A 20,246-nucleotide genomic window follows, 5' to 3' on the forward strand; every position below is an offset into this window, starting at 1 on the left:
ACCATGCGACTGACTAAACTGATGCTGGCCGCGTCCGCCGCGGCCCTGTTGCTGGCCGCGTGCGGCCGGCCGGAACTGGACCCCGAACGGCTGGACTACCCTGAGCGCCTCAAGCTTCCGCCGGACCTCACCGCGCAACACTCGGAAGCGATGAGCATCCCCGAAGGGCAGCGCCAGGTGACCGGGGCCGAGCAGCTCTCCCGCACGCTGCTGCCCGAGGCTGCCGACAACGTTCGCGTGCAGCGCGTCGGCGGACAGCGCTGGCTGGAGCTGCAGGCGGCACCCGATCAGGTCTGGGAGTGGTTGGAGGAGTTCCTGGCCGCCCAGGAGATCCCCGTGGCCGAGACCTCGCCGCCGCTGGGCCTGGTGGAGACCGAATGGCTCGAGGGTCGCGTGGACGCCGGCCGCGGCGTGTTCACACCGATTGCCGTCGATGAGCAGGACGAGGGGGCGCTGGCCGAGCGTTACCGTTTCCGCCTGGACCGCGGTGACGATGGCGCGACCGAACTGCACGTTGCCCACAGTGCCGTGGTCCGCGAGGACGACAGCTGGCGGTGGCGCACCTCCGACAGCTTTGCCGAGGCCGAGATGCTGCGCGGCATGATGGTCTTCCTGGGGTTGCGCCAGGCCGAGGCCGCGCAGCAGATCGGGGCGGTGGAGCGCACCCCGCGGACCCGCGTGGAGCAGGACGACGACGGGCAGCCTGTCATGCTGCTTGAGGACGCCCCGGCAACCGCCTGGCGCCGCACCGGGCTGGCCCTGGACCAGTTGGGTTTCAGCGTGGACGACCGCGACCGGGACGCCGGCGCTTACCTGATCCGGTACGATCCCTTCGCGGAGGAGGGTGCGCCCGAGACCGGTTTCCTGGACCGCTTTGCCTTCTGGCGTGACGAGGTTCAGGAGGGGCCCCAGCCCTACCGGCTGCAGGTGGAGCCGCGTACCGGCGGCAGCCAGATGCGGGTCCAGACCCCTGAGGGCGAGCCCGCCGACGAGGAACTGGCTGAGCGCCTGCTGGCCGTGATCTCCGAACAGATGCGTTAACCACACGCCTACAGGGAAACACCATGCACGTCTCGCGAATGCAGGGCCGTCCGGCCCTGTCCGACTTTCGTTTGCAGCGCCTCCTGGAGGCGCTGCAGTCCGTTCATGGCGGCGTGGAGGCTGTGGCCGCCCGCTTCGTCCATTTCGCGGCCAGCCGCGAACCCCTCACCGGCGAGCAGCGGGCGCTGCTGGAGCGGCTACTGGATTACGGCCCGGACCTGCCCGAAGCGGATCTCAACGGCCGCGAGCTGCTGGTCACGCCGCGCCCCGGCACGCTCTCCCCCTGGTCGAGCAAGGCCACCGACATCCTGCACCACTGTGGCCTGGACGCGGTGGCCCGGGTCGAACGCGGCATCCGTTACACCGTCGTCTGCAGCGATACGCCCGATGCGGCCACCTGGCGCCGGTTGGGCGCGGTGCTGCACGATCGCATGACCGAGGCGGTCTGGCTCGAGGGGGAGCCGGAGCAGGCCCTGTTCCGTGAGGACCAGCCGGCGCCGCTGGCGCGGGTGGACCTTGTGGGCGGTGGGCGCAACGCGCTGGTCCAGGCGAACAAAACGCTGGGCCTGGCCCTGGCCGATGACGAGATCGACTACCTGGTCGAGCAGTACCAGGGCCTGGGGCGCAACCCCACGGACGTGGAACTGATGATGTTCGCCCAGGCGAACTCCGAACACTGCCGGCACAAGATCTTCAACGCCGACTGGACCATCGACGGCGAGCGCCAGGCGCGCTCGCTGTTCGCCATGATCCGTAACACCCACCAGCAGCGCCCGGAGGGAGTGCTGTCCGCCTACGCCGACAACGCCGCGGTGGCGGAGGGCTACCCGGCGCAGCGCTTCTTCGCCGACCCGCGCAGCGGGGTCTACGGCGAGCACGCCGAGCCCGCCCACCTGGTGATGAAGGTGGAAACCCATAACCACCCCACCGCCATCGAGCCCTGGTCCGGCGCAGCCACCGGCGCCGGCGGCGAGATCCGCGACGAGGCGGCCACCGGCGTCGGCGCTCGCAGCAAGGCCGGACTGGTCGGCTTCTCGGTCTCCGATCTGCGCATCCCCGGTCACGAGCAGCCCTGGGAGTCCGATTACGGCCGTCCGGCCCGCATCGCCTCAGCGCTGGACATCATGCTGGACGGCCCCATCGGTGCGGCCGCCTTCAACAACGAGTTCGGCCGCCCGAACCTGGCTGGCTACTTCCGCACCCTGGAGGTGCAGGCGGACGGTGAGCGGCGCGGCTACCACAAGCCCATCATGATCGCCGGTGGCATGGGCAACATCCGCGATGCCCACGTGCAGAAGGGCGACGTGCCCGCCGGCACCCCGGTGGTGGTGCTCGGTGGTCCGGCCATGCTGATCGGCCTGGGCGGCGGCGCGGCCTCCTCCGTGGCCAGCGGCGAGGGCGACGAGGCCCTGGACTTTGCCTCGGTGCAGCGGGCCAACCCGGAGATGCAGCGCCGCGCCCAGGGCGTCATCGACGCCTGTTGGGCGCTGGGCGGTGACAACCCTATCGTCTCCATCCACGACGTGGGCGCCGGCGGTCTGTCCAACGCCGTGCCCGAGATCCTGGACGACTCCGGTCGCGGCGGCGAGCTGGAGCTGCGCGAGGTACCCAACGACGAGCCGGGCATGTCGCCGATGCAGATCTGGTGCAACGAGTCCCAGGAGCGCTACGTCCTGGCCGTGGCACCCGACCGACTGGAGGCATTCCGCGCCCTGTGCCAGCGGGAGCGCTGCCCGGTGGCCGTGATCGGCGAGGCGACGGCGGAACAGCGCCTGCGCCTGGACGACCGCCTGCTGGGCGAGCCGGCGGTGGACGTGCCCATGGAACTGCTCTTCGGCAAGCCGCCGAAGATGCACCGCAACGTCGAGCACGGTGACGACGCCGGCCGGTCCGACGAGTTCGAGAAGCTCGATCCGCGCACCGCCGCCGAGCGGGTGCTGCGCCTGCCCGCCGTGGCCGCCAAGGACTTCCTGATCACCATCGGCGACCGCTCGGTCACCGGCCTGGTGGCCCGCGACCAGATGGTGGGTCGCTGGCAGACCCCGGTGGCCGACGTGGCCGTCACCCTGGCCGACTACCGGGGCTACACCGGCGAGGCGATGGCCATGGGCGAGCGCAGCCCGGTGGCCCTGCTGGATGCCCCCGCCTCCGGTCGCATGGCGGTCACCGAGGCGCTGACTAATCTGGCCGCCGCCGACATCGGCGATATCCGCAAGGTCAACCTCTCCGCCAACTGGATGGCCGCCGCCGGTCACCCCGGGGAGGACGCCCGGCTCTACGATACCGTCCGTGCCGTGGGCATGGAGCTGTGCGCCCAACTGGGCGTGGCCATCCCCGTGGGCAAGGACTCCTTGTCCATGAAGACCGTCTGGGAGCAGGGCGGCGAGACCCGCAGCGTGACCTCGCCGTTGTCGCTGATCGTCTCCGCCTTCGCCCCGGTGGCCGATGCGCGCCGTACCCTCACCCCGGCGCTGCAGACCCACGGTGGCGACACCGTGCTGTTGCTGGTGGACCTTGGGCGCGGCCGCAATCGCCTGGGTGGCTCCGCACTGGCCCAGGTGCACGGGCTGCTGGGCGAGAACCCGCCCGACCTGGACGAGCCGGAACTGCTCAGCGGGTTTTTCAACGCCGTGCAGCGGTTGCTGCGCGACGGGCATCTGCTGGCCTACCACGACCGCTCCGACGGCGGCCTGTTCGCGACCCTGGCGGAGATGGCCTTCGCCGCCCGTTGCGGTCTGGACATCCGCCTGGACAACCTGGGTAGCGGTGTGATGGGTGCGCTCTTCGCCGAGGAGCCGGGTGCCGTGCTCCAGGTCCGGCGTGCCGAACTGGACGCCGTACTGGACCGGCTGGGCGAGGCGGGCCTCGACGCCCACAGCCACAACCTGGGCACTCTGCGCGACGACGACCGCTTCCTGTTCCGCTTCCACGATCAGGCGGTCATCGACGCCCCCCGGGTGGACCTGCAGCGGGCCTGGGCGGAGACCAGCCATCGCATGCAGGCCTTGCGCGACAACCCGGCCTGCGCCGACGAGGCCTTCGCGGCACTGGCCGACAGCGATGACCCCGGCCTGAACCCGGCGCTCACCTTCGACCCGGCCGAGGACGTGGCGGCCCCCTACATCGCCAGCGGCGCCCGGCCGCGGGTGGCGGTGCTGCGCGAGCAGGGGGTGAACGGCCACACGGAGATGGCCGCCGCCTTCCACGCCGCCGGCTTCGAGGCGGTGGACGTGCACATGAGCGACATCATCGAAGGCCGCGCGCAGCTGGGTGACTTCGCCGGGCTGGTGGCCTGCGGCGGCTTCAGCTACGGCGACGTGCTGGGGGCCGGCGGCGGTTGGGCCCGCTCCATCCGCTACAACGACCGGGCGCGGGATCAGTTCGAGGCCTTCTTCAACCGGGGTGACACCTTCGGCCTGGGGGTCTGCAATGGCTGCCAGATGCTCTCCCAGCTCAAGGACCTGATCCCGGGCGCGGAGCTCTGGCCCCGTTTCGTGCGCAACCGCTCCGAGCAGTTCGAGGCGCGGCTCTCGCAGGTGGAGGTGGTGCCCTCGCCGTCGCTCTTCCTGGACGGGATGGCCGGCTCGCGGCTGCCGATCACCGTGGCCCACGGCGAGGGTCGGGTGGCGTTCGGCCCCGAGAGCGGCCCGCGCAAGGCGGCCTCGGCCAACCTGCTCGCGTTGCGCTATGTTGATGGGCGCGGCCAGGTGGCCACGCAGTATCCGGCCAACCCCAACGGCTCGCCGGAGGGCATCACCGGCCTGACCACTGTGGACGGGCGCTACACCATCATGATGCCCCATCCGGAGCGGGTCTTCCGCACGGTGCAGCACAGCTGGCACCCGGCGGACTGGGGCGAGGACGGCCCCTGGCTCCGGTTGTTCCGTAATGCCCGTCGCTGGATCGGCTGAGGCAACCCGCGTGCCGCGCCTGCAACACTGAGAACCACCCAAGGACCCGGACCATGACCGACCACCGCATCAAAAAGGCCGTATTCCCCGTCGCAGGGCTGGGCACGCGCTTCCTGCCCGCCACCAAGGCGAGCCCCAAGGAGATGCTGCCCATCGTCGACCGGCCGCTGATCCAGTACGCCGTGGACGAGGCGGTGGCGGCCGGGGCCGAGACCCTGATCTTCATCACCGGCCGGACCAAGCGCGCCATCGAGGACCACTTCGACAAGGCCTACGAACTGGAGGCCGAGCTCGAGCAGAAGCAGAAGCATGAGATGCTGGAGCTGGTCCGCTCCACCGTGCCCGATGGGGTGCACTGCATATACATCCGGCAGGGCGAGGCGTTGGGCCTGGGGCATGCGGTGTACTGCGCTCGCGCCGTCATCGGCGACGAACCCTTCTCGGTGCTGCTGGCCGATGACCTGATCGACGGCAACGGCCAGGCGGTGCTCTGCCAGATGGCCGAGCAGTACGCCGAGCACCACAACAGCGTACTGGGCGTGGAGCGGGTGCCCCGCGAGGAGACCCACAAGTACGGCGTGGTCAGCGCCGAGCCCGTTACCGATGACCTGTTCGCCGTGAACAGCATTGTCGAGAAGCCGGCCCCGGAAGAGGCCCCCTCCAATCTGGCCGTGGTCGGGCGCTATATCCTTACCCCGGGCATCTTCGATGAACTGGCGCAGACCGCGCCCGACGCCAAGGGCGAGATCCAGCTCACCGACGCCATCGCCAGTCTGCTCCAGAAGGAGCGGGTGCTGGTGCACGAGTTTTCCGGACGCCGCTATGACTGCGGCAGCAAGCTGGGTTACCTTGAGGCGATGCTGGACTACGGCCTCAAGCACCCGGAGCTGGGCCCGGCCTTCCGCGACTACGTCAAGAGCCGCTTCGGCTGAGTCGCGGGCGGCCCTCCGCCCGGGTGTTGAGGTGTGATCCGGCACCGAAACCAGAACAACACCAAGCGGAGGACCGAACATGCCCCACGCCATACGAATCCACGAGACCGGCGGCCCGGAAGTCCTGAAGTGGGAGCCCATTGAGGTCGGTGAGCCCGGGCCGGGCGAGGTGCGCCTGCGCCAGACCGCCGTGGGCCTGAACTATATCGACGTCTACTTCCGGACCGGTCTCTACCCGCCGCCGGCGCTGCCCAGCGGCCTCGGCCTGGAAGGCGCGGCCGTGGTCGAGGCCGTGGGGGATGGTGTGACCGAGGTGGCGGTGGGTGACCGCGTGGCCTACGCGGCGCCGCCGCTGGGCGCCTACGCCGAGGAACGGCTGATGCCGGCGGATCGGCTGGTGCGGCTGCCCGACAGCATCGATGACCAGACTGCGGCCGCCATGATGCTGCAGGGCCTGACCACCTGGTACCTGCTGCGCCGCACCTACGAGGTCAAGCCCGGCGATACCATTCTCATCCACGCCGCTGCCGGCGGGGTGGGCCTCATGGTCTGCCAGTGGGCCAAGCACCTCGGGGCCACCGTCATCGGCACCGTGGGCACCGACGAGAAGGCGGAACTGGCCCGCGCCCACGGCTGTGACCACCCGATCGTTTATACCCGCGAGCGTTTCGTGGACCGGGTGCGCGAGCTGACCGACGGCGAGGGGGTGCCGGTGGTCTACGACTCCATCGGCAAGGACACCTTCGAGGACTCCATCGACTGCCTGCGGCCTCTGGGGCTGATGGTGAGCTTCGGCAACGCCTCGGGCCCCGTGCCGCCGGTGGACCTGAAGGCGCTCTCCGCCAAGGGCTCGCTGTTCATTACCCGGCCGACGGTCATGACCTACACCGCGAAGCGCGAGGACCTGCTGGCCGGGGCCCAGGCGCTGTTCGACGTGGTGCAGAAGGGTGTGCTCAAGGTGGAGGTCAACCAGACCTGGCCCCTGCAGCAGGCCGCCGAGGCGCACAAGGCGCTGGAGGGGCGCCAGACCACCGGGTCGACGGTGCTCACCGTCTGACCTCGTCGAAAGGGCGCACATGCAGCAAAGCGGGCCGCCAGGGATATGGCGGCTTTTTTATGGCAGGTCTATAGAGACGCTATTGAAGTTTTATATATTGTAAGACAAGCTTAAAATACATCCGCGGATTATTGGCGATAATTTAATAAACAAGGTGGGGCCACCACCTCTCCGCGGGTGACAGAACAGCCTCGCGTAGGCCACGTCAGAACAGGCCGCGCAAGGATTGTTGGCCGGGAGGAGTAATGACTACAAATATTGAGAAACAGTACAGGGGGGCATCGCCTGGTGCGCCCAGTCAATATCGAGCTGCCTCAGCGCGTCAGCGCATGGAACGTTTGGTTGAGCCGGGCACCCTGCAGGGCTTGCCCGAAGAGGTGCGCGTCGAGTTCAACAGTAATGATGGCGTGCTGGTCGGCGTGGGTGAGATTGACGGCAGTCGGGTTTTTCTTGCCGCCCAGAACAGCAGTTGCCGCGGGGGGTCGTTTGGCGAGACCCACGCTGCGCGTGTGAAAGGCATGCTGGAAGCGGCGCAATGGGCAGCACCGGATGCGGTGCTGCTGCTCCTGGACTCCGGCGGCGTGCGTCTGGAGGAAGCCGAATCGGCCATGCTGGGGGCAGCCGAGATCGTTCGCGGGATCCAAGAACTGCGCGCGGCCGGCATCCCCGTGCTCGCCGTGGTTGGGGGCCAACTCGGTTGTTTCGGTGCGGCTGCTCTGGTGGCCCGCAGTGCGGATCGAGTGGTCATGGTCGAGGGGGCCCGTTTTGGCACCTCAGGCATTCGGGTCATGGATGTCATGGCTGATGGAGGTGCCGGACTCACATCGCACCAGCGGGAGGTGTTGGAAATGGCCGTTGCGGCCAGCAGCCGGGTCGCTACCGGTGAGGCCGATGCCGTTGTCGTGGATGATGTCTTGGCGGTTCGAGGGGCCATTATCCAGTACTTGGATGACTACCAGCCGCCCGGCGTCGAGGATCTGAAGACGACTCAGGCCCTTCTGCAAACGAGGCTGCCAGGTGCCAAGCCGGAACAACGGGGCGTTTTCAAAGCCCTCCAGAACGACTTGGACCGCCTGTTTCCCAACGGCTTGGTGGTTGCCGAGCATGATGGGCTGGTTCAGGGCAGCGGGGTCAGGACCTGTGGCGAGGAGGTCCGGATATTGGGGTTCGTCTCCGGACGCCCGGCCGGCTTCGTGCAGGTGGTCCGATTGGCCCAGGAACTGCTGGCCACTATGACGCATGATTCCGGGCGGTCTATTCTGCTTCTCGCTGACGCCGAGCAGGCCTTTAGCGTTGAGAATGAGCAGCGAGGCTTTGCGCTGGCCCTCGCGCACCTTGCGGCGGTGATCGCCCATGCCCGTACCCGTGGGCATCGGGTGATCGCACTGCTGCGTGAGAGTGGCTGGGGTGCCAGTTTTATTGCCTCAGCCATGATGGCGGATGAACTGTATGCCCTGAAGGGCGCCCGCATCCGTGCCCTGCCAGAGAAGGCAGTAGCCTTGTTTGCGCCGCAAAGCCTGGGCGAGCGAGGTGATGGCAGCCTGGCTCTGGAGCGATTCTGCCACCTGGGGGCTGTGGACACTATCTGGGACCGCTGTTTGAGCCGCTATCTCAACGCCGGACTGGCTGGGCTGCGGCAGTCGGACCGGCGCCGACTGCGTGGGGCGCAGCGCTGTGGTCGTACCGCACCCCTTGCCGTGTGTGATCGCGTGGCTTGTGACCTCATGGAGTCCTTTCACGCGAAATAAGGGCATAAAAAGGCCGGCAGCCCAGGGAGGCTGCCGGCCTTTCTCGTCAAGCACGTTGGCTTAGGGATCAGGGATCAGGCATCGCCCTGAGGGCGGGCATCTTCCTCTTCGTCGTAATCAGCGGTGGAATATGGGCTGTAGGTGGCCGAGATGCGACCGGCTTCATCGTACAGACCGGTCAGCAGGCTGATGAGCCGACCGGTTTCGAACAGCTTGCGATCAATGTGTTCGATGTTCTTGGTCTGCTCTGTGAGCAGCTCGTGGCGCAGCCTGGCGTAGTCCTGTAGCCGGCGCCGGCCCTCGTCCGTGGCATCGAAGCAGTAGGTCTTGCCGCCGGTGTCTTTGATCTTTTCCACCAGGCCCTGTTTGATGAGCTTTCGCAGGCTGTACTGGATGTTGGGTAGGTCATCCCGGTTGAGCTGGCGGGCGATCAACGCCGAGGGCTGTGGATGGCTCTGCATGTTGATGACGTGCAGAATGATCAGCTCCGAGTAATTTAGGCTGCCCAGCCCCGTGATGCTGGCCACTTGGAGGCAAAAGCGTTGAAAGGCCTCCTGGAATCGGAGCAGCGACCACTCGAACTCCGTGGTCAGGGCCTCATGCTCGGTACGGGCCAGGTGCCAGCTCCGATATCGTTTGGTGTCCACCATTGAATTCATGTCGCGAGCCACTATTGCAGGGTTTCTGGGCGCTTGGGTTTTCCGGTTCATCCGTTCTGTCGCCTTGAGAGTATAACGGTATCCATTGTTGTGCATAGAGCCGGCTCAGTGGGATGGGGCGGCCATGATGCCGGCTTACACCCGAACCGATAACCGATGGGCCCCCGGCTAACTATTCTCTGGCGCGTAAGTCGCAGAGATTCTGCCTGCTTCGTCGTAAAGACCGGTGAGTAAGCTCAGAATTCGCGTCCCGCGCCGCAGTCGATCCTCGATGCCCTCTAAGGGTTGGAGCTGATCGATGATGAGGTGTCGACGTACCTCCGCGAACCGCTCGGTCAGTTCCCGGCCGGCTGCCGTGACTGTGTAATTAACCTTTTTGCCCCGCTCATCCGCGACCTTCTCCACCAACCCGCTGCGCTCCAGCTTGCGCAGGCTGTACTGCAAATTGGGGAGGTCGTCGCGGTTCAGAAGTCGCGCCACGATTAGTGCTGGCTTGGGGTGATCGTGTAGGCGGATCATGTTGAGTATCCGCTCTTCCTGCGGCGTGACGTCTCCATAACCCACGGCGGCCAATAGCCCTTTGGTAGAACGGTCGAAGGCCTCTGCCATGCGTACCGTCGCCCATTCAAAGTTGTCGGCCACTGGTGTATCGGTTGCCCGCCGTCTGCCTCGCTGGCGCTGTCCGGGCCGATCGGGAGCACCCGGTGCCGTCTTGTCTGAGTCCATGTCTGAGTCCGTAGTCCCGCTGGGTGGAATCTCGTGGCCCGGGATGGTGTCCAGGGCCCGCCCCTGCGCGTGTGCAAAGGCTTGTACAGCGTAATTCTAACAGACATGAACCTTGATGGATACTGGATTGAATATTTTAAAATATTGTTTTTTATGAAAATTTTTGATTTTTGTCTTGCCTGTTCTTCACAACTCTGCCGCTGGCTGTGAGTGCTTTGTACTTCTCTCGCGGCCCACGTCTCCGGCGCGATCGGATGATATCGAATAGCTTATCGCTTCGAAGCCAACTAATCACCAATTGACTTTCAATTGAAAATTGTCCATCTTTCGTTTGACGCTGCTGCCAACGGTCGGCCGCAGCGTTGCAAACGAGGAGTGAGACGATGCGGTTCGAGTTCTTTTTGACAGCGTTCTTCCGGGATGGCGCCCCGGACGCGCTGACCACAGAGACAGCGCCGGCTCAAGAACAGTCGGAACGGTCCGGTGTGGTCCGCGTTGCCGGTGCGCTAGGGCGGGGTGTGCTGGCGGTGGCTCCGTGGTTGTTCATTGCCGGGTTGCTTTGGGCTGCCATCTTCGTGCGCCCGCAACCGTTGGGCTCCACGGTGCAGCCGCCGCTGATCGAGGAGCGAGACGCCTTCTTCGGCGCAACGCTACCCACTGCTGACGTGGCTTGGATGGTGGGCAGCGACGGCAAGATCCTGCGCTCCGAAGACGGGTTGGCCACCTGGACCCGACAGGACGCTGCCACGCAGGAGCATCTCCAGCACGTTGCGGCCTGGTCGGAGGACCGGGCAGTCGCCGTCGGGAATGACGGTGTCGCCCTCTACACCCAGGATGGTGGCGCGAGTTGGCATCTGGGTGATGCCCCCCGCTCCGAGATTGCCAACAAGCTGCTGCGGGTGCGCACCGTGGGTGAGGCAGAGGCCTGGGCTGTGGGCGAGATGGGGGCGCTGTTGCATACGCAGGACGGGGGCGCCTCCTGGGCCCGCGCCATGCCCGAGAAGGACCTGGCCTGGGCCGACATCAGCTTTAACGGCACCGGCGTGTCGATGCTGGTGGGTGAGTTCGGCGAGATGCGGCGTTCCATCGATGGCGGCCAAACCTGGGAAACGCTGACTCCAAAGGTCGAAAGCAGCTTGACGTCGGTGGCCTTTGCGGAGGAGGGCCAGGGCGTGGCGGTCGGCTTGGAAGGCGTGATTTTGACCACCACCGATCATGGCGAGACCTGGGCCCAGGTCAATAGCCCCACTGAGTTTCACCTGTTCGATGTGGTTTGGGATGCCGATTCCCAGCGCTGGCTAGCCGTGGGCGACCAGGGCACTTGGGTGGTAGGACAGATCGATGGTGAGTGGGAGAGCGGTCGCATCAGCCAGAACAGCATGCCTTGGTTGATGGACGTGCAGCCCGTGGATGGCGGTGCGCTGATGGTCGGGGCTCAGGTCGGGGTCTGGGAAGGCCCAGCAGGCGCCTGGCGGCAATTCACGTCCAACGGGGAGTAAGGCGTCATGGTGCAACGATTCGCGGACCTGTGCATTCGATTCCGAGCCTGGCTGGTTGGCCTGTTGGCCTTCATCACGCTGTTCCATGCCTGGAATGCCCTGAACATCAACGTGGAGACGGTCTTTGAGGACCTGCTCCCCCAATCACACCCCTATGTAGAGACACACGAGCAGTTCAAGGATGCCTTCGGCAGCTCGAACATGGTCACGATCATGATCGAGCCGGTGGAGGGAGATATCTTCCAGACCGAGGTGCTGCGCAAAGTCCAGTACCTGACACGAGAGCTGCGTACGGTACCGGCGGTGGACGACTATCAGATTGTCTCCCTGGCCGCCCGCAAGCTCAAAGAGGTCACTGGGTCCACCGCCGGGATAGACACCCGGTCATTGATGTGGCCGGAGGTGCCGACCACGCAAGCGGAGTTGGATCAACTGCGTGAATCCGTGGTGACCAACCCGGTGGTGATGGGCACTTACGTCTCTGAGGACCTGCACTCCACGCTGGTCACCGCTGATTTTATTGATCATCTCGTCGACTACGAGGTGGTGTTCAACGAGATTCGGGCGTTGATCGACGATGTGGACGACGCCTCGGTCAACGTGCGCCTGGTGGGCGACCCGATCCTCTACGGCTGGGTGAACCACTACCTCACAGAGACGCTGCAGTTGGCGCTGTTGGCTTTGTTGGTCATGGCGGTTGTGCTGTTCGCCTTGGTCCGCACCTGGCGGGGGACGTTGCTGCCCCTGGTATCCGGTTTTGCCAGCGGCAGCTGGGCATTGGGTACCGCCAGCCTACTGGGCATCCACTTCGATCCCTTGGTGGTGGTGGTTGCGGTGCTAATCACCTCCCGCGCGGTTTCCCACTCGGTACAGATCGTCACCCGGTTCGAGGAGGAACTAAGCTGTCTTGGCGACGTGGAGGGCGCTTCGCGCCGGGCGGCCAGTAACACACTGCGGGAGTTGTTCCGGCCCGGGCTGCTGGGTATCGCCACGGACGCCGGTTGCGTCGCGGTGGTGGCCCTTAGCCCCATTCCGCTGCTCCAGAAGCTGGCGTTCATGGCCATCACCTGGATATCCACGGTCGCAGTCAGCGCCATCATTCTCACCCCAGTGCTGCTCTCCTGGGTGAACCAGGCTCGGGTACAGACGCGACGCCGCCTGGACCCGCTGCGCCCGGTGCTGAATCTGGCCCTGCGGACTGTGGCCAGCCGTGCTCGGGTGCCTGCGCTGGTGACCGCCCTGGTGGTGCTGGTCGGTTCCGGCTACTTCGCCTTCGGCCTGCAGGTCGGGGATGCCAACCCCGGCTCGCCCATCCTGTGGCCGGACAGCACCTATAACCAGGACTCGGCGGCGGTCAATGCCAACTACCACGGCGCCGACCGCATGTTCATTGTGGCCAGTGGCGAGGAGGAGGGCTTCGTGCAACGCCCGGAGGTGTTGGCCAACATGAACCGCTTGCAGCGTTTCATGGAAGCACAACCCCAGGTCGGTGGCACGCTCTCCGTGGCCGACATCCTGCCGACCGTTCATCGGGTGTTGCGTGAGGGTAATCCCCATTATCAGGAGCTGCCCAACGATGCGCTGATGACCGGCGAACTGATGTACATCTTCGAGTCGGTCTCCGAACCGGGGGACCTCGACCAGTTCGTCGACTCCGATAAGCAGCATGCCGGTATCACCCTGTTCTTCCAAGACCGCCAGGGGGAGACCATCCGGACCGCCCTGGCCCGGCTGAATGAGTACATCGATAACAATCCGCTGGAGGGGGGCGAGTATCTGCTTGCTGGAGGCCTGATCGGTTTGTTGGGGGCCGTCAACGAGGTGATCCTGGCCGGGCAGATCCAGTCCATCGCCTTGGCACTGCTGGTGCTGGTGGTGATGTGCACGCTGGTATACCGCTCCAGCATGGCCGGCATGTTCTTCATGGTACCGGTGATCATGTCCAACACCCTGACCTTCAGCTTCATGGCCTGGCAGGGGATCGGCATGAACATCAACACGGTGCCGGTGGCCGCGCTGGGTATTGGCCTGGGCGTCGATTACGCCCTCTACATCTGTGACCGCATCCGCGAGGAGCTGCGCCGGGGGGGCGACGAACTGCAGGCCTATCGCATGGCCCTGCATTCCGCTGGCCGGGCAGTGCTGGTCACAGCAGCCGTGCTCATCGCTAGCACCCTGCTCTGGTGGGCCTCATCGCTGCGCTTCCAGGCCGAGATGGGGCTGCTGATGGGGCTGTGGCTGACAGTGTCTGCCGTGACAGCGCTGTTCGTCATGCCGTCGCTGGCCTACGTGTTCAAACCCCGGTTCATCTACCGGGACTTCCAACCAGAGCCTCGCCCAGAGGCCGCTACAACCGGTGATCGCCTGGTCCCGAATGAGGGCTGAGCGGTGCCGGTGTCCTTTGCCAAAGAGGTCTAAGAGGAGACAACAACCATGACCCATTGCGTGTTCAAACAGGGGGGCAGGTGCCGATCGTCGGTACTGGGCGTCAGCGCCTTAGCCCTATTGACGGCCTCCGGCGCCGCGCAGGCCCTGGACCTGGATGCAAGTATCAGCGGTGCCATTACCCAGGACATCTCCATGAACCTGGACAACCCGGCGTCCTCCAATTCGGCGCTGGAGGGTAACCACCGCAACCGGCTCTCCATGGTGCGGACCACACTGCATCTAGACATCGACGCCGAGACGGATTGGGCAAAATTCGTGACCAAGTCACGGGTGGTGCGCGAGGCTAGCACCCGATACATGCGGCGGCTGGAAGATGCAGGGGCGAACGCGGGCGATGAGGATAGCCTGCGCGAGTATTACAACGAGACCGAATTGCGCGAGGCCTACGTTGATCTCTACCCCACCCGCAACACGGATGTGCGGCTGGGCAAGCAGCAGGTGGCTTGGGGCGAGACCGATTTCTTCCAGGGCACGGATCTGGTGCACGGGTTCGACTTCCGCTGGCGCAGTTTCCTGGAGCCGGCCAACGAGGAGCTTCGCAAGCCCGTCATCATGGCCAATGTCACCCAGCACTTCCCGTCGCTTGACGGGTCGTTGCAGGTCTTGGTCCGGCCGGGCCTGGATCGGCGCACCGACATCGGTAACAGCTACGACCTGGAGGGTGGGCGTTGGGCCAACACGCCCAACAAAGGCGTCGATCTGACCACCTTGGTTCCTTACAACTACGAGCATGATCAGGGTGACTACCAGGACGTCACCGGCGGGCTTCGCTGGGAAGGTTTCGCGGGCGGCATCGGGTATTCACTCGCTTACCTGCACACTTTTGCTGCGGATCCGGTGGTAAGCCCCGCCTGGAACCCCTACCGAAGCGACGATACCCGCGGCCCTTGGGGCGAGACCATCCATCCCACGGTGGATGTCTTTGGTGCCACGGCCAATGGCTATGCCGGATGGGGTGATTTCATCTGGAGTACAGAGGTCGCCTACATCAAGGATCAGCCCTACAACTTCGGCTCCGTGGAGAACGCCTCTGCGGAAAACGAGGCTGCAGCAGCGTTAGGCCTGGCCGGCTTCGAGGGCATCGAGACCAAGGACGTGGTCCGGACCATGGTTCGTATGGACAAGGACCTGCGCGGCCTGGGCCGGCTATTCAACGCAGATCGCCCCGCCTTTTTCTCAGTACAGGTCTTCGATACCTGGATCACCAGCTTCGACAGCGACGACGAGTTGGTGGAGCTGGTGGGCTTTGGGCAGCAAAGCCGCGAGCACTCCACCTTGGTGACCAGCATCCTGGGGCTGAGTTACCTGAATGGGCGGGTGAATCCGGAGTTGGTACTCGGCTTTGATACCAGCTATGGCGGTGGGTTTGCCGTGCCCAGCATTGCCTTTGAATACGGCGACAGCCTGCGCTTCAAGCTTGAGGCGGATCTCTTCTGGGGTGGCGACGACGTTGGTAGTCGTTCGTTGTTTGGTTATTTCGAGGATAACAATCAGCTATTTGCGCGCGCGCGCTACCAGTTCTGATTTGGGTTGGAGGATGACGATATGAAATTAAGAAATGCGAGTTATTCGGCGCTGTTGGCGGGCCTGATGGCCCTGCCGGGATGGGCCTGGGCAGAGATCCCTGAGGGCACGGTCCTGTCGGCCGAGAATATCGACGAACTCTACGACCAAACCTTCCAAGGCCACAAGGTGAAGGACCTGCTGACGGAGCGGCTGGAGTGGCGCATCCGCGAGTCCGGGTTTGAAATGCCGATGTATCACTCCCAGGAGATCGAGCTGGATCCCAGTTATCAGGAGGCTACCGAAGCGAATCGAGACACTGTGAGCTTCAACCCGGATTCCCGCCAGGTGGAGGGCTGGAAGGCCGGGATGCCGTTTCCCGAGATCAGCGAGGATGATCCGCACATCGCCGAAAAGCTGATCTGGAACTGGTACTACGGTCAGCCCCGTGGCGACGTCATGAACGTGCCCAACGTCACCTACATGATGGTGGACGGTGACAGCGGTGTGGACCGCATCCAGAATTGGTGGTTCCTGCGCTACACCATGAAGGGGCGGCTGGCGGCCGATGACCCGGTCGCTGGTGACGGCAGCGAACTGAGCCGCACCCTATTCGTGGCCACTGAGCCGCGCGACGTACGGGGCTTGGGTACGCTCAGCATCCGGTACGACTCTGATGCCATGGAGGATGTCTGGGCCTATATCCCCGCAGTGCGTCGTGTCCGCCGCCTGTCGGGTGGGGCCTGGATGGACCCGGTGGGCAGCACCGACCAGCTCCAAGACGATATCGAGATCTTCAACGCGCAACCATCCTGGTATGACGAGTACCGGTTGGTGGAGCGGCGTTGGGTGCTGGCTGCAGCCAACGGCCGGGAGGAAAACGTCAACAGCGGTGCAAGCGATGTGGATGATCAATACCCGCTGTTCGATCTCTCTCAGTCCCCCTACTGGAATGTGAACTTCGATCGTTACGAGCCGCGCGAAGTGTGGGTGATCGAGGCCGTCCCGCCGAGTGAGCACCCCTATAGCAAGAAGGTGGTGTACATGGATACCCAGTATCCGCGCTTGCACTACGGCGAGGCCTACAACCAGGCAGGTGATTTCTGGAAGTTCTTGCAGTTCAACTCCACGCCCGGAGAGGGCGAGGATGGCTTCCGTGATATCCGGACCAACGCCGGGGTAGTGATCGATTTCCTACGCAATCGGGCCACTATCTTCATTCCGGACCATGCGGAATGGAGCACCAACACCCCGGGGTTCTCGGAGGATGACATCGGCGTATCCACGCTGCGTTCGGTAGCGCGCTGATAAGGGCGCAGCCCTCCGGTCAGCGGGTAGGGCCGGAGGGCGATTGCTGACGATGGAGAAGCAATGAGCCCAATTAGCCGTGAGGAATACGAAGCCAATGCCATTGTTCGTTATTTCGGCGCCTGCGACCGGAAGGATCTGGATGGCACCCTGAGGTGTCTGCATCCGGAGGTGGAACTCATTCTGCATAACGACGGGCAGATACTGCAGGGGCGGGATACCCAGGTCCGGGCCCTTTTTGAGGAGATCTTCAACAACTTTTTAGAAGTCGAACACAACAACTTCCGTAGCACTGTGGATCCGGTGGGCCGGTCAATTGCCAGCCTTTATCAGGTGCGGCTGGTGGATCGTGAAGGGCGTGAGACGCGGAGCAATGCATGCAATTTCTGGTTTCTCGATTCACACAGTGAGCTGTTCCGCCGGATCGAAGTCTTTCGCAGCCATCCCATGGGGTTGAACGCCTAAGCGCAGGTGAGTTCATCACTCCATATAGAAAATCGAGGTGAATACCATGTTGCAAAATCGTGAAGGTCAGCGTGTACCCGAGGTCGTCTTCCGTACCCGGAAAAATGGTGACTGGGCGGATGTGGATAGCAGGGATGTTTTCAACGGCCGGACCGTGGCGGTCTTCTCACTGCCCGGCGCGTTTACCCCGACCTGCTCGTCCACCCATTTGCCGCGCTTCAATGAGCTGGCGCCTGTGTTTTTCGAGAACGGTGTGGACGAGATTGTCTGCCTGTCTGTCAACGACGCCTTCGTGATGAACGAGTGGGCGCGGGATCAGCACGCCGAGAACATCACCCTGATTCCCGACGGGAACGGCGAGTTCACCGAAGGCATGGGTATGCTGGTGGACAAGACCGACCTTGGGTTCGGCAAGCGCTCCTGGCGCTACTCCATGCTCGTCAAGGACGGTGTCATCGACAAGATGTTCATCGAGCCGGAGAAGCCCGGTGACCCCTTCGAGGTCTCCGATGCCGATACCATGCTGCGCTATATCAACCCGGAGGCACCGCATCCGGAGTTCGTCACCCTGTTTGCCAAGGCCGGCTGCCCCCACTGTGCCCGGGCCAAGTCGTTGTTGGAGAGCCATCAGATGGCTTACGAGCAGATTACCCTAGGTGACGGGGTCACCACCCGTTCGGTGCGCGCCGCCACCGGCTCCGGCAGCCTGCCCCAGGTGTTCGTGGACGGCCGGCTCATTGGCTCGGCGGATGCCTTGGAGCAGTTCCTCTCCCAGCGCCGCCAAGCGGCCTAACACACCTCGCTGGTCCACGTGTTGACGGGGCGGGCTCACGCAGTCCGCCCCCGCTTTTCGTACCGGCCCGCAAGCCACAAAGCTAGCCGCGAACTCACTCCACTGGCCAGCAACCGAGTGGTTTCGGGCGATACCCGCCGAGAGGGTGGATTGATGCTTTCACGCCTTCCCATGAACCGGAAGCTCCTGTTTACCTTGCTCCCGGTGGTTACGGCCATTCTCATCCTGGTGCTCTTGTTTGTCCGCCAGGCCGTACAGGAAGCGGTGACGGAGGAGGCGCTCGCTTCGGTGCAGTCGCTGGCGGCTCTGGAGGGTGAGCGCGTCGTGGGCACGCTGCATGATGAATGGGAGGCCCTGACAGCAATCGCCACCATTGATCAGGTTGACGATATGCTTTCGGTGGAGCAACGCGAGGCCGCGCTTTCTGCCATGTTGCGCGCCCACCTTGCACAGCGGCCTCATCTGTTGCGTGCCTGGAGCGCTTGGCCTGCCGCAGACGGGGTGGACAGGGGGGGCGACGCCAGTGGCTGGCGACGAGCTGAGGTGGGCGCGTCGCCGGAGCGCCTGGATGGCATTACCTGGGGGGATCGGGAGCAAGCGCTGGAGCAGTCCCTCGTGCAGGGTTCGAGACCAGTGGTCACCGACCCTCATCCCGCCACGGGGCGCCAGGATGAACACTGGGTGGTCACGCTGGCGGTCCCGCTCAATGCAGCGAACCACGATGCCGGTTTGGTCGCCGTGGAGATGAGCTTGAATGGCCTGCAGGAGAGCGTAACGGGGGTTCAGCACAATGCCGGTGTGACGGCGCTCTTTGGCCAGACTGGCGCGATCATCGCGCACCCCGACGTCAGTCGCTTGGGCCAATTGATGGAAGATACAGAAGGGGACTTCATGGCAGAGGAACTGCCCGCCGCCGTCTCTGCGGTCACCGCCGGGGAGTCCTACGTCACCGTGATGCATAACGACTTGTTCGGTGAGGAGGCGTTGATCGTCTTCGAGCCTGCCCCTTTAGGCGGTGAATCGGGCGCGTGGTCGTTTGCCATGGCGATGCCCATGAGTGAGGTTCTGGAAGCGGTTACTGCCATTGAGGGGCAAGTGATCGTGATTGGCCTGTCCGGTCTGGCCGGCTTGATGGTTGTCATCCTGCTGCTGGCCCGGGGGATCAGTCGGCCCCTGGAGACTGCAGCCCTGGCGATGGAGGATGTGGCAGGTGGCGAGGGGGACTTGACCCGACGCCTGGAGGTCAGGGGTGCTGACGAGTTGGCCCGGCTCGGGCGGGCCTTCAACGCCTTCGCGGAGCAAGTGCGCGGCGTGGTCGCCCAAGTGGCGGCGCACTGTGAAACCCTGACCGATACGGCAACCCGACTGCAGGAGACCAGTACTGTTGCTTCCAGTGGAGTGGAACAGCAGCGCACTGAAGTTGCGGCATTGGCGGCCGGCATGGAACAGCTGAGTACCACCGTGCAACAGGTGGCCGGCAATGCCCAGGAGGGCACTGTGCTGACCCGATCCGGGCGCCAGGAGGTAGATGCCGGGCAGGGCGTGATCCAGCAAATGGTCAACACCATCGGTCAGCAGGCGGGCGAGGTTCAGGGTACCTCCGAAAAGCTGCAGCAGTTGCAGCTCGTGGGGCATGAGATCGAGTCGATTATTGGTGCGATTCAGGGCATTGCCGAGCAGACCAATCTGCTTGCCCTGAATACCTCCATTGAGGCGGCGCGGGCCGGCGAACACGGGCGGGGCTTCGCGGTGGTGGCGGACGAGGTCCGCGGACTGGCGGGGCGCACCCGATGTGCGACGGAGGAGATTGGCGCCATGATCGCGCGCCTCCAGGAGCAGACTGTGGAGGCGGTGGTCGCCATGAATGGCAGCAAGACGCTATCAGAGCAATGCATGGCGGAAGCCCGTCCGGGCCTGTCCGCGCTGGAGCGCATTGCCGATCAGATGCAGGAAGTTGAAGCGATGAACCTGCAGGTCGCCTCAGCCACCGAGCAACAGTCGGCCACCACCGGGGAATTGGCTAGGAACACGGCTCGATTGGGCGGGTTGGCGGACGAGGCAGCCAAAGGGGCGCGGGAGACGGCCGAGGGCAGCCGCGCCCTCGGCAATTTGGCCCTGGAATTGCGGGAATTGGTTGCACGCTTTCGATACTGAGC

General features: G+C 64.5%; 14 protein-coding genes. 12 read left to right on the plus strand and 2 right to left on the minus strand.

The genetic code is table 11. The features are described 5' to 3' along the window. The first annotated feature begins 3 nt into the window (after window positions 1-3). The 5 genes from bamC (at window position 4) to DFR31_RS10635 (ending at window position 8,689) form a co-directional block, all read left to right on the plus strand. A complete protein-coding gene (gene bamC / locus DFR31_RS10615; protein WP_121442660.1) occupies window positions 4-1,041 on the plus strand; it encodes an outer membrane protein assembly factor BamC in 1,038 nt (345 codons plus the stop codon). A gap of 23 nt (window positions 1,042-1,064) precedes the next feature. Beyond that, window positions 1,065-4,952 carry a phosphoribosylformylglycinamidine synthase gene (gene purL / locus DFR31_RS10620; RefSeq protein WP_121442661.1) on the plus strand — a complete coding sequence of 1,296 codons (3,888 nt, stop codon included), beginning with the start codon at window positions 1,065-1,067 and terminating at the stop codon, window positions 4,950-4,952. Window positions 4,953-5,005: 53 nt separating this feature from the next. Then, a complete protein-coding gene (gene galU, locus DFR31_RS10625; protein ID WP_121442662.1) occupies window positions 5,006-5,884 on the plus strand; it encodes a UTP--glucose-1-phosphate uridylyltransferase GalU in 879 nt (292 codons plus the stop codon). Window positions 5,885-5,963: 79 nt separating this feature from the next. After that, window positions 5,964-6,941, plus strand: a complete 978-nt coding sequence (locus tag DFR31_RS10630; protein ID WP_121442663.1) for a quinone oxidoreductase family protein — start codon at window positions 5,964-5,966, stop codon at window positions 6,939-6,941. A gap of 329 nt (window positions 6,942-7,270) precedes the next feature. Next, on the plus strand, window positions 7,271-8,689 hold the full coding sequence (locus DFR31_RS10635; RefSeq protein WP_170153663.1) for a biotin-independent malonate decarboxylase subunit gamma: 1,419 nt from the start codon (window positions 7,271-7,273) through the stop codon (window positions 8,687-8,689). A 74-nt stretch (window positions 8,690-8,763) separates the two neighbouring features. Here DFR31_RS10635 and DFR31_RS10640 read toward each other — a convergent pair whose 3' ends face one another. Further along, complete coding sequence (locus tag DFR31_RS10640; RefSeq protein WP_245971174.1) at window positions 8,764-9,339, minus strand: winged helix DNA-binding protein; 576 nt, start codon at window positions 9,337-9,339, stop codon at window positions 8,764-8,766. A gap of 177 nt (window positions 9,340-9,516) precedes the next feature. Further along, window positions 9,517-10,074 (minus strand): winged helix DNA-binding protein, encoded by a 558-nt coding sequence (locus DFR31_RS10645; protein WP_121442666.1) that lies wholly within the window; start codon window positions 10,072-10,074, stop codon window positions 9,517-9,519. A gap of 383 nt (window positions 10,075-10,457) precedes the next feature. On the opposite strand from DFR31_RS10645, the gene DFR31_RS10650 reads away from it, so the two are divergent. From DFR31_RS10650 to DFR31_RS10680, 7 genes are all read left to right on the plus strand, one after another. Next, a complete protein-coding gene (locus DFR31_RS10650) occupies window positions 10,458-11,573 on the plus strand; it encodes a WD40/YVTN/BNR-like repeat-containing protein (protein WP_121442667.1) in 1,116 nt (371 codons plus the stop codon). Between the two features lie 6 nt (window positions 11,574-11,579). After that, window positions 11,580-13,958 carry an efflux RND transporter permease subunit gene (locus tag DFR31_RS10655; RefSeq protein WP_121442668.1) on the plus strand — a complete coding sequence of 793 codons (2,379 nt, stop codon included), beginning with the start codon at window positions 11,580-11,582 and terminating at the stop codon, window positions 13,956-13,958. A 48-nt stretch (window positions 13,959-14,006) separates the two neighbouring features. Beyond that, window positions 14,007-15,545, plus strand: a complete 1,539-nt coding sequence (locus DFR31_RS10660) for a DUF1302 family protein (protein ID WP_121442669.1) — start codon at window positions 14,007-14,009, stop codon at window positions 15,543-15,545. A gap of 21 nt (window positions 15,546-15,566) precedes the next feature. Then, entirely contained in the window at window positions 15,567-16,832 is a 1,266-nt protein-coding gene (locus tag DFR31_RS10665) for a DUF1329 domain-containing protein (protein WP_121442670.1), read from the plus strand. A gap of 63 nt (window positions 16,833-16,895) precedes the next feature. After that, window positions 16,896-17,297 carry a nuclear transport factor 2 family protein gene (locus DFR31_RS10670; RefSeq protein ID WP_121442671.1) on the plus strand — a complete coding sequence of 134 codons (402 nt, stop codon included), beginning with the start codon at window positions 16,896-16,898 and terminating at the stop codon, window positions 17,295-17,297. 46 nt (window positions 17,298-17,343) lie between these two features. Beyond that, window positions 17,344-18,090 carry a glutathione peroxidase gene (locus DFR31_RS10675; protein ID WP_121442672.1) on the plus strand — a complete coding sequence of 249 codons (747 nt, stop codon included), beginning with the start codon at window positions 17,344-17,346 and terminating at the stop codon, window positions 18,088-18,090. Window positions 18,091-18,243: 153 nt separating this feature from the next. Beyond that, window positions 18,244-20,244: a methyl-accepting chemotaxis protein gene (locus DFR31_RS10680; RefSeq protein WP_121442673.1), complete on the plus strand. Its 2,001-nt coding sequence runs from the start codon at window positions 18,244-18,246 to the stop codon at window positions 20,242-20,244. Window positions 20,245-20,246 lie beyond the last annotated feature (2 nt).

This window comes from Alkalispirillum mobile (assembly GCF_003664325.1).
In the GTDB taxonomy this organism is placed as follows: domain Bacteria; phylum Pseudomonadota; class Gammaproteobacteria; order Nitrococcales; family Halorhodospiraceae; genus Alkalilimnicola; species Alkalilimnicola mobilis.

Excerpts from the sequence above, each read along its gene's own strand:
- DFR31_RS10675 (WP_121442672.1), top strand. The coding sequence starts at position 17,344 with ATGTTGCAAAATCGTGAAGGTCAGCGTGTACCCGAGGTCGTCTTCCGT.
- DFR31_RS10650 (WP_121442667.1), top strand. The coding sequence starts at position 10,458 with ATGCGGTTCGAGTTCTTTTTGACAGCGTTCTTCCGGGATGGCGCCCCG.
- purL (WP_121442661.1), top strand. The coding sequence starts at position 1,065 with ATGCACGTCTCGCGAATGCAGGGCCGTCCGGCCCTGTCCGACTTTCGT.
- DFR31_RS10645 (WP_121442666.1), bottom strand. The coding sequence starts at position 10,074 with ATGGACTCAGACAAGACGGCACCGGGTGCTCCCGATCGGCCCGGACAG.
- DFR31_RS10630 (WP_121442663.1), top strand. The coding sequence starts at position 5,964 with ATGCCCCACGCCATACGAATCCACGAGACCGGCGGCCCGGAAGTCCTG.
- DFR31_RS10635 (WP_170153663.1), top strand. The coding sequence starts at position 7,271 with ATGGAACGTTTGGTTGAGCCGGGCACCCTGCAGGGCTTGCCCGAAGAG.
- bamC (WP_121442660.1), top strand. The coding sequence starts at position 4 with ATGCGACTGACTAAACTGATGCTGGCCGCGTCCGCCGCGGCCCTGTTG.
- galU (WP_121442662.1), top strand. The coding sequence starts at position 5,006 with ATGACCGACCACCGCATCAAAAAGGCCGTATTCCCCGTCGCAGGGCTG.
- DFR31_RS10660 (WP_121442669.1), top strand. The coding sequence starts at position 14,007 with ATGACCCATTGCGTGTTCAAACAGGGGGGCAGGTGCCGATCGTCGGTA.
- DFR31_RS10670 (WP_121442671.1), top strand. The coding sequence starts at position 16,896 with ATGAGCCCAATTAGCCGTGAGGAATACGAAGCCAATGCCATTGTTCGT.
- DFR31_RS10665 (WP_121442670.1), top strand. The coding sequence starts at position 15,567 with ATGAAATTAAGAAATGCGAGTTATTCGGCGCTGTTGGCGGGCCTGATG.
- DFR31_RS10655 (WP_121442668.1), top strand. The coding sequence starts at position 11,580 with ATGGTGCAACGATTCGCGGACCTGTGCATTCGATTCCGAGCCTGGCTG.
- DFR31_RS10680 (WP_121442673.1), top strand. The coding sequence starts at position 18,244 with ATGCTTTCACGCCTTCCCATGAACCGGAAGCTCCTGTTTACCTTGCTC.
- DFR31_RS10640 (WP_245971174.1), bottom strand. The coding sequence starts at position 9,339 with ATGGTGGACACCAAACGATATCGGAGCTGGCACCTGGCCCGTACCGAG.